The 13,739-nt window shown below is 65.0% G+C and carries 12 protein-coding genes; 9 read left to right on the plus strand and 3 right to left on the minus strand.

From position 1 onward, the window contains the following. Positions 1–99 precede the first annotated feature (99 nt). The 3 genes from QMX97_RS19205 to QMX97_RS19215 are packed head-to-tail and all read right to left on the minus strand — an operon-like array spanning position 100 to position 2,581. Complete coding sequence (locus QMX97_RS19205; protein WP_120448171.1) at positions 100–840, minus strand: PAS domain-containing protein; 741 nt, start codon at positions 838–840, stop codon at positions 100–102. Continuing rightward, positions 841–1,500, minus strand: a complete 660-nt coding sequence (locus QMX97_RS19210) for a response regulator (protein WP_065905732.1) — start codon at positions 1,498–1,500, stop codon at positions 841–843. It abuts the gene before it with no gap. Further along, positions 1,469–2,581, minus strand: coding sequence for an ATP-binding protein (locus QMX97_RS19215; protein WP_282397403.1), 1,113 nt, complete (start codon positions 2,579–2,581; stop codon positions 1,469–1,471). The genes QMX97_RS19210 and QMX97_RS19215 overlap by 32 nt, the downstream gene beginning before the upstream one ends. 183 nt (positions 2,582–2,764) lie before the next feature. Between QMX97_RS19215 and QMX97_RS19220 the strand changes: the two genes are divergently transcribed. From QMX97_RS19220 to folD, 9 genes are all read left to right on the plus strand, one after another. After that, on the plus strand, positions 2,765–3,211 hold the full coding sequence (locus tag QMX97_RS19220) for a dimethylamine monooxygenase subunit DmmA family protein (protein WP_282397404.1): 447 nt from the start codon (positions 2,765–2,767) through the stop codon (positions 3,209–3,211). Next, positions 3,208–4,137 (plus strand): PDR/VanB family oxidoreductase, encoded by a 930-nt coding sequence (locus QMX97_RS19225; protein ID WP_282397405.1) that lies wholly within the window; start codon positions 3,208–3,210, stop codon positions 4,135–4,137. Before QMX97_RS19220 ends, QMX97_RS19225 begins: the two co-directional genes overlap by 4 nt. Positions 4,138–4,148: 11 nt before the next feature. Beyond that, positions 4,149–5,165, plus strand: a complete 1,017-nt coding sequence (locus QMX97_RS19230) for a DUF3445 domain-containing protein (protein WP_120448168.1) — start codon at positions 4,149–4,151, stop codon at positions 5,163–5,165. Between the two features lie 28 nt (positions 5,166–5,193). After that, positions 5,194–6,324 carry an aminomethyltransferase family protein gene (locus QMX97_RS19235; RefSeq protein ID WP_106804435.1) on the plus strand — a complete coding sequence of 377 codons (1,131 nt, stop codon included), beginning with the start codon at positions 5,194–5,196 and terminating at the stop codon, positions 6,322–6,324. Between the two features lie 30 nt (positions 6,325–6,354). Then, positions 6,355–7,221 carry a formyltetrahydrofolate deformylase gene (purU, locus tag QMX97_RS19240; RefSeq protein WP_282397406.1) on the plus strand — a complete coding sequence of 289 codons (867 nt, stop codon included), beginning with the start codon at positions 6,355–6,357 and terminating at the stop codon, positions 7,219–7,221. A 20-nt stretch (positions 7,222–7,241) separates the two neighbouring features. Next, positions 7,242–8,609 carry an NAD(P)/FAD-dependent oxidoreductase gene (locus QMX97_RS19245; RefSeq protein WP_065905720.1) on the plus strand — a complete coding sequence of 456 codons (1,368 nt, stop codon included), beginning with the start codon at positions 7,242–7,244 and terminating at the stop codon, positions 8,607–8,609. Between the two features lie 14 nt (positions 8,610–8,623). After that, positions 8,624–10,933 carry an aminomethyltransferase family protein gene (locus tag QMX97_RS19250; protein ID WP_282397414.1) on the plus strand — a complete coding sequence of 770 codons (2,310 nt, stop codon included), beginning with the start codon at positions 8,624–8,626 and terminating at the stop codon, positions 10,931–10,933. Positions 10,934–11,006: 73 nt separating this feature from the next. After that, positions 11,007–12,686, plus strand: coding sequence for an APC family permease (locus tag QMX97_RS19255; protein WP_065905718.1), 1,680 nt, complete (start codon positions 11,007–11,009; stop codon positions 12,684–12,686). A 66-nt stretch (positions 12,687–12,752) separates the two neighbouring features. Beyond that, the gene (gene folD / locus QMX97_RS19260; protein WP_120448164.1) at positions 12,753–13,667 is read left to right on the plus strand and encodes a bifunctional methylenetetrahydrofolate dehydrogenase/methenyltetrahydrofolate cyclohydrolase FolD; all 915 of its coding nucleotides are present in this window, start codon (positions 12,753–12,755) and stop codon (positions 13,665–13,667) included. Positions 13,668–13,739 lie beyond the last annotated feature (72 nt).

The following is a 13,739-nucleotide window of genomic DNA, read 5'->3' on the forward strand; positions in this document are numbered from 1 at the left end:
GGCTTGCTCGCGAATGGGGTGGAACAGTCAACGTCTGCAGCGACTGATCCGGCGCATTCGCGAGCAAGCCCGCTCCCACATTTTGAATGGCGTACAGACTCAACGCCTGCGCTCGAAAATCGCCCCCTCGATCCCCAGTACCTCACGGGTATCGGCATAAATCCCCACGCCCTTTTCCCACACGTGCTTGATCGACTGATCGGCGCAGCGAATCTGGTAACTGAGCTCGAACGGTTCATGCCGCGACAACGCGTATTGCACCTCGCGCCACACGTAGTCGGCATCCTGCGCGAGGATCAGGCTGTTGTAGGTGAACTCATGGTTGTCCACCAGACGCTCGGCGGGATAGCCGGTGAGTTGCAGGCAACCGGCACTCACGAATTCCATGGTCCAGTCGCGGTTGTTGCGTCCGCGATAGATCAGCCCCGGCATGCTGTCGAGCAGGCTCACGCTGCTGCGCTGACTCGCCTGCAGGGCGATTTCGCGGCGCTTGTGCGCGGTGATATCGCCGGCCACCAGGTAGAAGCCTTGCGGGCCGCGCTTGAGGCTGATCTCGAACCAGCGCAGTTCGCCACTGGGGTGTACAAAGCGCAGGCGCTGGTTGAAGCAGGTGTCGGGGCGCCGGCGCAGTTCGTTCAAGGCCTGGCGCCATAGCGGGCGGTCTTCCTGGTGCACGTAGTCGATCAGGTTGCGCTCCCCGCCGGGCGCGCCCATCAGCTCGGCCCAGGCCAGGTTGAAGTGGGCGATGTGGCCGTTGTCGCGCAGGTGCAGCAAGGCCGCAGGAAAACAGTCCATCAGGTCCATCGGCGGGAGCGCAAAGGCGTCGGGGCTGTCCCTCATCTAATGGCGCTCCTCGTGCTTGAGCAAACTGCCGCTGTGCACCCAGGCCGCCAGCTCCAGCCGCGAATGCAGGCCGAGCTTCTGCAACAGGCTGCGTACATAGATCTTGACCGTGCCGTCGCTGATCCCCAGCTCCCGGCCGATTTGCTTGTTGCTCATGCCGGCGGCAATCAGCGCCAGGGTCTGGCCTTCGCGCTCGGTGAGGTGGTCGTTGCCCGGGGCCTCGCTGTGCGGCGCCGGCTCGGCCTGGTCGGCAAGCAAGGCGATCAGGGTCGAGTCGAGCACAATCGCGCCCTTGTGGCAGTTGCGCATATACGCCAGCAACGCGTCGGGCTCGGTTTCCTTGAGCACATACCCGCTGGCGCCGAGGCGCAAGGCGCTCAACAGTTCGGCGCGGTCCATCGAGGCGGTCAGCACCACCACCTGGCAATCCAGGCGCAACTGGCGCAGCTCATCAAGCACCTGCAAGCCACTGAGGCCGGGCATGTGCAGGTCGAGCAAGACCTGTTGCGGGGTCAGGCTCACGGCGAGGTTGATGCCTTCTCGGCCGCTGGCCGCCTGCCCCACCACTTCGAAGTCGCCACTGGCGTCGAACAACTGCGCCAGGCCTTTGCGAAACAATGGGTGATCATCGATCAGTAGTAAGGTCGTGCAGTCCATCGAGACTCCCCTGTGGCTGGTCGTGGTGGCGGCGCAGGCCAAGATGCACGCGCACGCCGTGCGGGCGGATCGCTTCAATGCTCAGGCGCGCGCCGATGCTGGCGGCGCGCTCGCGGATAATCGCCAGGCCGAAATGGTTGTGCTCGGCGCACGCCTGGCTCAGGCCGATGCCATCGTCTTCCACCGACACCGAGGCTTCGCCGTCCTGGGTCTGGCGCAGCTCGATGCGCACGTGACGCGCATGGGAATGGCGCACCGCGTTGGCCAACGCCTCGCGGATGATCTGCAAGATCTGCAATTCGGTTTCTGCGCCGAGGGCATCGTCGGCCAGGCGATTGTCCAGTTCGAAGACGATGATGCAGCGCCGCGAAAACTCCGCCACCGAGTCGGCCAGCGCCTGGCGCAGCGAGCGCCCGTCCATGGTCAGGCGCGCGCTGGTGATCAGTTCGCGCACCTGGCGTTGCAGTTGGCTGAGGCCGGCGCACAGGTCCTGCAGTGCCGGCTCGCCAAATTGCGCTTGCAGCCCATGGGCCTGGAACGACAGGTAGCCGAGTTGCTGCGCCACCGAATCGTGCAGCTCACGGGCCAGTGCGCCGTGGCGCGAGGTCGCCTGTTTGCGCTGTTGCTCGCGTTGTTGGCTGCGCAGGCGCACGGTCACGCCGACTGCCTGCGCCGCCTCTTCGAGCAGTTGGCGCCAACTGGCCCCGGCGCGCCTCGGGGTGTCGAGCAGCAACGTGCCCTTCTGGCCCTCGGGCAAGCCACACACCAGGCGGTGCACGCCGCGTTGCCGACACGGCCCGCAGGCCTGGGCCGCTTCCGTCACGCAGGCGTTGCGCCAGGGGCAGGTGGCTACGTCCTGGCAGCCGTCGATCAAGCCGCGCCGCGTCGGGCTCAATTCTTCGCCACCCAGTATCAGGTTGAGCTTCGCCGGGGGCAGCAGTGCGTCGAAACGGTCCAGCAAACCCGACAAGGCACCGTCAGCGTGCAGGGGCAAGCCGGCCAGCAGCCTGCGTACGCTGCGCGCCTGTTCGGGGTGCACAGCCCCCAACCAGAGCGGCCATGCCTTCGGTCGTATTTGCACGCGTCGATCACTCCCCATCCGGTTGCCCTGCGTGAGGCAAAGCCCAGCAACTTCCATGCCCCGAACGGCGGTGCCGCATGGCTTATCTCCAAAGGCATAGCCCTTTTTCCAGATTGAGAAGATTTTCCCCTTAGGAAAGTATCTCTCCCAACAGGAAACAAAACGCACCCTGGAGGAGCCCGCATGACGCACACCCTCAGCCGCCCCATCGTGGTGATGCAATCGGCAACCGCCTGCCCGCCGGTCATCGCAGAACTGGACCAGCCGCTGCTGCTCAATGGCGACCAGCCGGATTTCGCCCGGCGCCTGCAACAGGCACTCGCCAGCGCGACGGTGGGTTGCCGCCTCTACCTGCTGGGCGATGAAGCGTTTGCCTGGCGTATTCACGCCGAGGCACGCGCCGCCGGGCTGGAAGACGACGAGATCAGCATGACCTGCACGACGTCCGGCCTGCGCCAGGTGTATTGCGCGCACTGCGGCCTGACCCAGGCGGCTGGGCCGCAAGCCGTATTGAACTGCATCGGCTGCCACGTCGGGCTGGAGGTGCGCACGCATTTTTCCCGGCGCCTGGGCGCGTACCTTGGCGTGTGCATCAATCCCGACCAGCCCTATGCGGGGTTCCAGCCATGAGCGCGGCCCTCACGGTTCAGGTCAGCGCGGCCAGGATGCTCACGCCAGTGGTGCGCGAGCTGACCCTCAGCGCCTGCAACGGCGCCCTGCCCGGCTTCTCGCCCGGCAGCCACGTGCAGGTGCACCTGCCGCTCGCCGAGGGCAAGGTGCGCAACGCCTACTCACTCACCAGCGACCCGGCGCACACCCAGCACTACCGCATCGCCGTACGCCTGCAAGATGCCTCGCGCGGCGGTTCGCGCTACCTGCATCGGCAGGTGCAGGTCGGCGACACCTTGCAGATTTCACCACCGGCCAATCTGTTCGCGCCGCATGGCACTGCGCGCCTGCATATCCTGATTGCCGCCGGCATCGGCATTACGCCGTTCATGGCCTACATCGCCGCGCTGGAACAGCAGCAGGCGGCTTTCGAACTGCATTACCTGTTCCGGCCGGGCCTCAGCGACGCGTATCTGGATGAACTGCAACAGCGCCTCGGTCCGCGCCTGCATGCCTATGCCAGCCGCCCCGACCTGGGCCGGATCCTTGCCGACCGGCCGCTGGGCAGCCATGTCTACACCTGTGGCCCGCAGGCGCTGCTCGATGCGGTTGAGCACCACGCCACGCGCCTCGGATGGTCGCCCAGGCGCGTGCACTCGGAAGCCTTCAAAGGCACACAACCCGGCCAACCGTTCGACCTGCACCTGCTGCGCAGCGGCCAACGCCTGCGTGTCGAGGCCGAGCAAAGCCTGCTCGAGGCCCTGGAACACGCCGGCCTGCAAGTGCCCAACCTGTGCCGTGGCGGGGTCTGCGGCCAGTGCATCACGCGCCACCAAGGCGGCGCCATCGAACACCGCGACAGTTTCCTCAGCCCGGCCGAGCAGGCCGAATTTCTGATGCCGTGCGTCTCGCGCGGCAACGGCCCCTGCGTTTCGCTGGACCTATAGGAGTGAGTGCCATGCCCCTGCAATCGAGCCCTGTGCTGAGCTACCGCGATGACTTCAGCTTTCGCAACAGCCCGGCGGCGATCCGGCGTTTTCCCTTTCCGTTTGTCGAGGACAGCTACCTGTACTCGGTGAACATCGAACCGGCGACTTCACGTGACCCAGGCTCCATCTACGAGCACGCCTTCGACATCGACGAACACTACCGCTCGGAAATGGCCGAACGCGCGCTGGTACTGGACAAGGACCCGCGCCGCTACCTGGTGATGCCGCACATGCAAGTGGCCGCCTGGGATGCCCTGCAAATGATCATGCAACACCTGGCGGCCGACTACCCGCAGTCGTTCAGCCTGACGCAAAACGGCGAGCGCTGGCAGTGGCGCAATCACCTGCTGGACATCGACCAGCACTTTATCTTCGGCGACGCCACCAGCCTGCCCTGCGCACCGCTGGAGTACATCGGCCGCCAGGTGCAGGGCGACTTCGCCCTGCTCGACCAGCGTGACGGCGACCTGTACATGGACGCCGGCCTGATCACCAGCCCGGCCGACTGGTCGCTGGCCTTCGACGCCGGCATGAGTTTCAAGCAATGGCATGCGCCGGTGCCGATGGCCCACCAGATGGGCGTGTTCGAACGCGCGTTGAAATACCTGCTCAACCTGCAGGTCGGCCAGCCGGTGCGGCGCTTGAACTGGACCCTGACGATCAACCCGCGCCTGGATTCCTCCCCGGAGACATTCCACGAATGGGGCGCCGATCGCGGGCGGATCACCGCGCAAAACGTCGGGCAGCAGGTGCACCTGCGGGTCGAGCTGCAAGTCATGGCGCGCCTGCCACGCAGCCACGCGGTGATGTTCAGCATTCGCACCTACCTGATCAGCCTCGACGAACTGGTCACGCAACCGGGCTGGGGCTGCCGCCTGCACCGCGTGCTGCGCGACCTGCCCGACCCCATCGCCGACTACAAGGGCATGACCCGCTACCGAAGCACGCTGGTCGAGTGGCTGAGCCAGTTCGACCCACATGCCTGACCCTCATTTTCCCGACAAGGACCTTCACATGACCCACTCCTGGCGCATTTCTGCATTGGCCGAGCGGCACCGCGCCCTCGGCTCTCAACTCGAAGACTGGAACGGCATGGGCACCGCCTGGACCTACAGCACCGAGCTGGCCGACCACCACCAGGCGATCCGCACCCGTGCCGGCCTGATGGACGTGTCGGGCCTGAAAAAAGTCCACTACGTGGGGCCGCACGCCGAGAGCCTGTTGCAGTGGGCGACCACCCGTGACATCGCCAAGCTCTACCCCGGCAAATCGGTGTATGCCTCGATGCTCGACGAGGACGGCAAATTCGTCGATGACTGCATCGTCTACCGCACCGGCCCCAACGCGTTCATGGTCGTGCACGGCGCCGGCACCGGGCATGAAATGCTCGTGCGTTCGGCCCAGGGCCGGCAGGTCGCGGTGCTGTTCGATGACGACCTGCACGACCTGTCATTGCAAGGCCCGCTGGCGGTGGATTTCCTCGCCGAGCACGTGCCGGGGATCCGCCAACTGGCGTACTTCCACCACCTGCAGACACGCCTGTTCGACCGCCCGGTGATGATCTCCCGCACCGGCTACACCGGCGAGCGCGGCTACGAGATTTTCTGCAAGGCCGCCGACGCCCCGTTCCTGTGGGACAGCATCCTCGAACAGGGCGCGAGCCTGGGAATTATCCCGTGCGCCTTCACCGCGCTGGACTGGCTGCGGGTGGAAAGCTCGCTGATGTTTTTCCCCTACGACAACTCGCAGATGTACCCCTTCGCCGACCAGAAGGCCGGCGACACCCTGTGGGAAATGGGCCTGGACTTCACGGTTTCGCCCGGCAAGCACGCGTTCCGTGGCGCCGAGGAACACCTGCGCCTGCGCGGCCAGGAGCGCTTCAAGATCACGGGAGTGCTGCTCGAAGGGGTGCGCGCAGCCGAAGCCGGCGACACCGTGTGGCAGGGCAACCAGCAGGTCGGCGTAATCACCTGCGGCATGTATTCGCGCCTGAGCAAACGCTCGATGGCCATCGCGCGCATGAGCGTCGCGTGCTCCGTCCCCGGCATTGCCTTGCAGGTACGCGGCAGCCTGGAGGCCAGCGCCACCACCCACGCCCTGCCCTTCGACGACCCGGAAAAAACCAAGCGCACGGCCAAGGGCTGAACCTTCCTTCATTGTATTCAGGAGCTTTCGATGGACGCCTCCCGCGAACATTACATCCTCAAGATCACCTGCCCGGCGGCGTCCGGGATTGTCGCCGCGATCAGCGCCTGCCTGTCTCGCCAGCAGTGCTACATCAGCGAGCTGGCCCAGTTTGACGACGAGTTCACCGGGCAGTTTTTCATGCGTGCGGTGTTCCGTTTCAACACCGGGGTCGACGGTGACATCGGCGCCCTGCGCGAAGGCCTCGGCGACCTCGCCGGCGGCTTCGACATGCAGTGGCAATTGTTCAGCTCGCAACGGCCGACCCGCGTGCTGCTGATGGTCAGCAAGTTCGACCATTGCCTCACCGACCTGCTGTACCGCCACCGCAAGGGCGAGATGGACATGCACATCACCGCCGTGGTCTCCAACCACCTCGACCTGCGCGCGATGGCCGAGCGCGAGGGCATCCGCTTCATCTACCTGCCCATCACCAAGGACACCAAGGCCAGCCAGGAGGCCGAGTTGATGCGCATCGTCGACGACACCCAGACCGACCTGGTGGTGCTCGCGCGCTACATGCAGATCCTCTCCGACGGCCTGTGCCAGCAGTTGTCGGGACGCGCGATCAACATTCATCACTCGTTCCTGCCCGGTTTCAAGGGCGCCAAGCCGTATCACCAGGCCTATGACCGCGGGGTGAAGCTGATCGGCGCCACCGCCCACTACGTCACCAGCGACCTGGATGAGGGCCCGATCATCGAGCAGGAAATCCAGCGCGTCGACCACACCCACCTGCCCGACTCGCTGGTCGCCATCGGCCGCAACACCGAGACCGTGGCCCTTTCCAAAGCCCTGAAATACCACCTGGAACACCGGGTGTTCATCAACCAGGACAAGACAGTGATCTTTCGCTGAACCCCTCAGGAGGCACGCTCATGACTCTACGTGTTGCAATCATCGGCGCCGGCCCGTGTGGCCTGGCGCAACTTCGCGCCTTCCAGTCGGCCCGCGACAAAGGGGCAGACATCCCCGAACTGGTGTGCTTCGAAAAACAGCAGGACTGGGGCGGCATGTGGAACTACACCTGGCGCACCGGCCTGGATGAAAACGGCGAGCCGGTGCACGGCAGCATGTACCGCTACCTGTGGTCCAACGGCCCCAAGGAATGCCTGGAGTTTGCCGACTACACCTTCGAGGAGCATTTCGGCCGGCCGATCGGCTCCTACCCACCGCGCGAAGTGCTGTGGGACTACATCAAGGGCCGCGTGGAAAAGGCCGGCGTGCGCGACTACATCCGTTTCAACAACGTGGTGCGCCAAGTCACCTTCGACGAACAGACCCAGCGCTTCACCCTGCAGGCCCACGACTACACCAGCGACACCTTGACCAGCGAAGCATTCGACTACGTGATCAACGCCTGTGGCCACTTCTCCACGCCCAAGGTGCCGTACTTCGACGGCTTCGAGCAGTTCGCCGGGCGCATCCTGCATGCGCATGATTTTCGCGAGGCGCTGGAGTTCAAGGACAAGGACCTGCTGATCGTCGGCAGCAGTTATTCGGCCGAGGACATCGGCTCGCAATGCTACAAATACGGCGCGCGCAGCATCACCAGTTGCTACCGCACCGCGCCCATGGGCTACGCCTGGCCCGACAACTGGGAAGAAAAACCGCTGCTCAAGCGCCTGGAAAACAACCGTGCGTATTTCGTCGACGGCAGCAGCAAGCACATCGACGCCGTCATCCTGTGCACCGGCTACAAGCATCACTTCCCGTTCCTGCCCGATGAGCTGAGCCTGAAAACCGATAACCGCCTGTGGCCGATGAACCTCTACAAAGGCGTGTTCTGGGAAGCCAATCCGCGGCTGATCTACCTCGGCATGCAGGACCAGTGGTACTCCTTCAACATGTTCGATGCCCAGGCCTGGTACGCGCGCGATGTGATCCTGGGGCGCATCCCGCTGCCCAGCCACGCCGAGATGCTCGCCGACAGCCGGCAATGGCAGGCGCGCGAACAGGTGCTGGAAACCAACCAGCAGATGTTCGAGTACCAGGGCGCCTACATCCAGCACCTGGTGGACGCCACCGACTACCCGAATTTCGACATCGCCGCTGTCAACGAAACCTTCCTGCACTGGAAGCACGACAAGGCGGAAAACATCATGGGCTATCGCGACAAGTCCTATCGCTCATTGATGACCGGCACCCAGTCACCGCCGCACCACACCCCCTGGCTGCAGGCATTGGACGACTCGATGGCGGCGTACCTCGGCGAGCCCGCGACCGCCATCAAGTCGGTCGGTTGAAGGTGCAGCCGATGATGAATGCACCGCGTATTTCGCGCCCGCGAGAACCCGGCTTGTTTGCCCGCGCGCCGAACCTGGAACGCTACCGCGTGGCCGCCGGCGGTGTGACGCTGGTCGACTTGCAGCCCGGCGACGGCTTGCAAGTCATCGACGTCGAAGGCCGCCAGGCCTGCACACTGCTGGCCCTCGACGCCGGCGGCCGCAGCGCCCTGGCCAGCTGGGGATTGCACGCGTCTATCGCCGGCAGCGTGCCCGCGCGTATCGGCCAGGTGCTCGATCGGCGCGGCATAGAGGCGCAGCAGTTGCCGCGCGCCGCGTCGTTGTGGGACGACGACAGCCCGCCCGGCCACAGTCGCCATTTTGTCGCGCAGGACGCGCTGCTGGTGATCGTCGCCGCCCCTGCCGGCCCGACCGCTGTCGACCGGCAATACCGGCCCAGTGAACTGCGCCTGCTGGTCACCCGCGCCAACCCGTCGCCGCTCTGGGTGCCTGCCCTGCCTGAGCCGTTGGGCGAAGTGCTGGACGAGTTCACCTTGCGCGCCGGCACGGCCCATGCCTACACCGTCGCCAAGGGGCAGTACGTCCAGGTACTGGACGTCGCGGGACGCCAGTGTTCGGACTTCGTCGCGCTCGACCGCCGCGCCCTGGATCGCGGTATTGAACTGGACCTCGACCAGACCGTAACCCGCACGCTGAACGGCAGCGCCTACCCGGCACCGGGGCTGTTCTCGAAGTTTTTCGACCGCCAGATGCAGCCGATGCTCGAGGTGGTGCGCGACACCGTCGGGCGCCACGACTCGTTCGCCCTGGCCTGCGCGGCGCGTTATTACGAGAGCCACGGGTATTTCGGGCACGACAACTGCAGCGACAACCTCAGTCAGGTCCTCGCCCCCCATGGCGTGCAGGCGCGCAAGGGTTGGCCGGCGATCAATTTCTTCTTCAACACCGGTATTGATGCACACCAGCAGATGACCCTGGATGAGCCCTGGTCGCGCCCCGGCGACTACGTGCTGCTGAAGGCCATGACCGACCTGGTGTGTGGCAGCACCTCGTGCCCGGATGACATTGACCCGGCCAATGGCTGGAACCCGACCGATATCCATGTCCGCATCTACCGCGAGAAGGAGCGTTTTTCCATCGCCATGAGCACTCGAACCACGGCGGATGCCGACCCGATTCTCACCCGTGAGTCTGCGTTCCACTCACGCACCAGCGCCCTCACCGGCAGCTTCACCGACTACCGCAACTGGTGGCTGCCGCTGCGCTACGACGGCTATGGTGCCACCGAGGAATACCTGGGGTGTCGCGAGCGCGTGGCGGTGATGGACCTGACCGCCCTGCGCAAATTCGAGATCATCGGCCCCGACGCCGAAGCCTTGCTGCAGTACTGCCTGACCCGCGATGTGCGGCGCCTGGCGGTGGGCCAGGTGGTGTACTCGGCGATGTGCCACGCGCACGGCGGCATGCTCGACGACGGTACCCTGCTGCGCCTGGGCCCGGACAATTTCCGCTGGATCTGCGGCGAAGACTACGCCGGCCCCTGGCTGCGCGAGCAGGCACAGAAACTCGGCATGAAAGTCTGGGTCAAGTCCGCCAGCGAGCAGATCCACAACCTCGCCGTGCAAGGCCCGCTGAGCCGCGAGCTGCTCAAGCAGATGGTCTGGACCCCGCCCACCCAGCCCAGCCTGGAAACCCTCGGCTGGTTCCGCTTCCTGGTCGGTCGGCTGGACGGCTTCGATGGCTGCCCGTTGATGATTTCCCGCACCGGCTACACCGGTGAGCTGGGCTATGAAGTGTGGTGCCAACCCCAAGACGCCGAGCGGGTCTGGGACCGCATCTGGCACCTCGGGCAACCCCTGGGCCTGGTGCCGCTGGGCCTGGAAGCCCTGGACCTGCTGCGCATAGAAGCCGGGCTGATTTTCGCCGGCTACGAGTTCAGCGACCAGACCGATCCGTTCGAGGCCGGCATCGGTTTCAGCGTGCCATTGAAGAGCAAGACCGATGATTTTATCGGCCGTGAAGCCCTGTTACGGCGCAGTGCCCACCCCACCCACAAGCTGGTCGGCCTGCACCTGGGCGGCAACGAGGCGGCCCACCATGGCGACCCGGTGTACCACGGCCGGGCCCAGGTCGGGGTGATTACCAGTGCCTGCCGCTCACCGTTGCTGGCCAGCAATATCGCGCTGTGCCGGGTGGATGTGAGCTGCGCCGAGCCCGGCACGGCACTTGAGATTGGCAAAGTCGATGGCCTGCAGAAGCGCATCAGCGCCACGGTCAGCGCAGCGATTTTCTACGACCCGGACAAAAGCCGGGTGCGTAGCTGATCGTTCCGATACGCGTGTGCCACCCCATTTTGACTGCCCCACTTAAACGCTATTCAGACATGGGAATACAGAGATGGAAGCGACGACGTTCGAGGCAGTACCGCAGGCCGCCAGTTCGGTGGGCAGCCTGCACCGCAAGATCGATTGGCGCGGGGCGTTCTGGGTCGCCAGTGGCGTACCCGCCCTGGTGCTGTTCTCTATTGGCGCCATTGCTGCGACGGTCGGCAAGCCGGCGTGGATCGTATGGATCGTGTCGATCCTGTTCGGGTTTATCCAGGCCTTTACCTATGCAGAAATCGCCGGGCTGTTCCCGCACAAATCCGGCGGTGCCTCGGTGTACGGCGCAGTGGCCTGGGTGCGCTACAGCAAGCTGATCGCGCCGGTGTCGGTGTGGTGCAACTGGCTGGCCTGGTCGCCGGTGCTGTCCATCGGTTCGGGGCTGGCGGCGGGGTATATCCTCACCGCGCTGTTTCCCGCCGATGCGCTGATCAACACCTGGCAACTGACCCTGCTGGACCTGGGCTGGGTGAAAAGCGGCCTGTCGCTGCGCATCAACGCGACCTTCGGCATCGGCCTGTTGATCCTGCTCACGGTATTTGCCGTGCAACACGGCGGCATCCTGCGTTCGGCACGCCTGACCCTGGTGCTCGGTGTCACCTCGCTGATTCCGCTGCTGCTGGTGGGCGTGGTGCCGTTGTTCACCGGGGATGCGGCCCAGGCCAACTTCCTGCCGCTGTACCCGCTGGCCCATGATGCGGCCGGGCAAGTCATCGATGGGCCCTGGGATATCTCTGGCTGGTCGCTGATGGCCGGCGGGTTGTTCATGGCCGCGTGGTCCACCTACGGCTTCGAAACAGCGGTGTGCTACACCCGCGAGTTCAAGGACCCCAAGCGCGACACCTTCAAGGCCATCTTCTACGCCGGCCTGCTGTGCATCCTGGTGTTCACCCTGGTGCCGCTGGCGTTTCAAGGCAGCCTCGGGCTGGGGCAACTGGTGACCCCGGCGGTGCTTGACGCCAGCGGCGCGATTGTTACACCGGCGGTGTACAGCGGCCTGTTGTCGCCAGCGATCTACAGCGGCATGGGCGTTGGCCAGGTGCTGGCCGACAGCATCGGCGGCGGCAAGGTGGTCGCCAATATCGTGCTGATCATGTTGGTGCTGGCGACGCTGCTGGCAATCATGACCTCGATGTCCGGCTCGTCACGCACGCTGTATCAGGCGTCGGTGGATGGCTGGCTGCCCAAGTACCTGGGACGCACCAATGAACACGGCGCGCCGACGGCAGCGATGTGGACCGACCTGTCGTTCAACCTGCTGCTGTTGTTGATGTCGGACTATGTATTTGTGCTCGCGGCGTCCAACGTCAGCTACATCATCTTCAACTTCCTCAACCTGAATGCCGGCTGGATTCACCGCCTGGACCGCCCCGACTGGGTGCGCCCGTACAAAGCGCCCACCGTGCTGCTCGCGGCAGGTGGCGTGTTGAGTTTCGTCAACCTGGCCTGCATGGGACTGGGTGCGGACATCTGGGGCGCGGGCACGCTGGTCACCGGCTTGCTCCTGGCGCTGCTGATCTTGCCGGTGTTCTGCTTCCGTCACTACGTGCAGGACAAAGGTCGCTTCCCCGCCGCCATGCTCAGCGACCTGTATCTGCAGGTCGGCGACGGCCAACGCCGCGCCGGCTGGCTGCCCTATGCCACGCTGATTGCCGGTGCACTGGTGGTGTATGCCTGCCATCAACTGGTAGCCTGAGCACACTGGGCTGCTTATCGCTGAGGGATCTGCTCCCTCAGCGCCTCCCTATTTATCCAGACAACGGTGACGCTTTTGACCAGCTCTCTCCCCACGCTTGCCCGCGATATCGACGGCAAGGCCATCTCTGCCCGGGTGCTCGACGAGGTTCGCGAAGAGGTCCAGGTGCTCGCCACGCAACAGATCTACCCTGCCCTGGCGGTACTGCTGGTGGGCGATGACCCGGCCAGCCATGTCTACGTGCGCAATAAACTGCTGCGCGCCAAGGAAGTCGGGATCCGCTCGCTTGAATACCGGCTGCCGGATGACGCCACCCAGGCGCAGGTGCTGGCCCTGCTGGCGCAGTTGAATGCCGATACGTCGGTCAATGGCATCCTCGTGCAGCTGCCGCTGCCGGGGCATATCGACGAGGCGGCGGTGATTCACGCGATTGACCCGATCAAGGACGTGGACGGCTTCCACCGCGAAAACGTCGGCGGCCTGGTGCAAGGCATCGAGGTGCTGACGCCCTGCACGCCCAGCGGCTGCATGCGCCTGCTGTATGAAACCTGCGGTGATTTGAGCGGAATGCACGCGGTGGTCATCGGCCGTTCGAACATCGTCGGCAAACCGATGGCGACCCTGCTGCTGCAGGCCAACTGCTCGGTCAGCGTGGTGCATTCGCGCAGTGTCGATGCACCGGCGTTGTGCCGCCTGGCCGACATCGTCGTCGCCGCCGTCGGCCGCCCGCAGTTGATCGACGCCAGCTGGCTGAAGCCAGGCGCGGTGGTAATTGACGTGGGTATCAACCGCATCAACACCGAGACCGGCACGCGGTTGGTGGGCGACGTCGATTACGCCAGCGCTCGCACGGTGGCCAGCGCAATCACCCCGGTGCCCGGCGGTGTCGGGCCGATGACCATTGCCTACCTGCTGAAAAACACCCTGGTGGCCAGCCAACTACAGCGCACTGCCCGGCCCCTGGCCCTGGCCGTGCCCTGAATGCCCCCCCCCTGCAGGAGCTGGCTTGCCAGCGATGGCGGTGTGTCAGTCACCTTATGCTTTGGCTGATCC

This window comes from Pseudomonas sp. PS01298 (genome assembly GCF_029959745.1).
GTDB lineage: Bacteria > Pseudomonadota > Gammaproteobacteria > Pseudomonadales > Pseudomonadaceae > Aquipseudomonas > Aquipseudomonas aylmerensis.

Coding starts and splice junctions, on each gene's coding strand:
- QMX97_RS19205 (WP_120448171.1), bottom strand. CDS start 840: ATGAGGGACAGCCCCGACGCCTTTGCGCTCCCGCCGATGGACCTGATG.
- QMX97_RS19210 (WP_065905732.1), bottom strand. CDS start 1,500: ATGGACTGCACGACCTTACTACTGATCGATGATCACCCATTGTTTCGC.
- QMX97_RS19220 (WP_282397404.1), top strand. CDS start 2,765: ATGACGCACACCCTCAGCCGCCCCATCGTGGTGATGCAATCGGCAACC.
- QMX97_RS19225 (WP_282397405.1), top strand. CDS start 3,208: ATGAGCGCGGCCCTCACGGTTCAGGTCAGCGCGGCCAGGATGCTCACG.
- QMX97_RS19230 (WP_120448168.1), top strand. CDS start 4,149: ATGCCCCTGCAATCGAGCCCTGTGCTGAGCTACCGCGATGACTTCAGC.
- QMX97_RS19235 (WP_106804435.1), top strand. CDS start 5,194: ATGACCCACTCCTGGCGCATTTCTGCATTGGCCGAGCGGCACCGCGCC.
- purU (WP_282397406.1), top strand. CDS start 6,355: ATGGACGCCTCCCGCGAACATTACATCCTCAAGATCACCTGCCCGGCG.
- QMX97_RS19245 (WP_065905720.1), top strand. CDS start 7,242: ATGACTCTACGTGTTGCAATCATCGGCGCCGGCCCGTGTGGCCTGGCG.
- QMX97_RS19250 (WP_282397414.1), top strand. CDS start 8,624: ATGAATGCACCGCGTATTTCGCGCCCGCGAGAACCCGGCTTGTTTGCC.
- QMX97_RS19255 (WP_065905718.1), top strand. CDS start 11,007: ATGGAAGCGACGACGTTCGAGGCAGTACCGCAGGCCGCCAGTTCGGTG.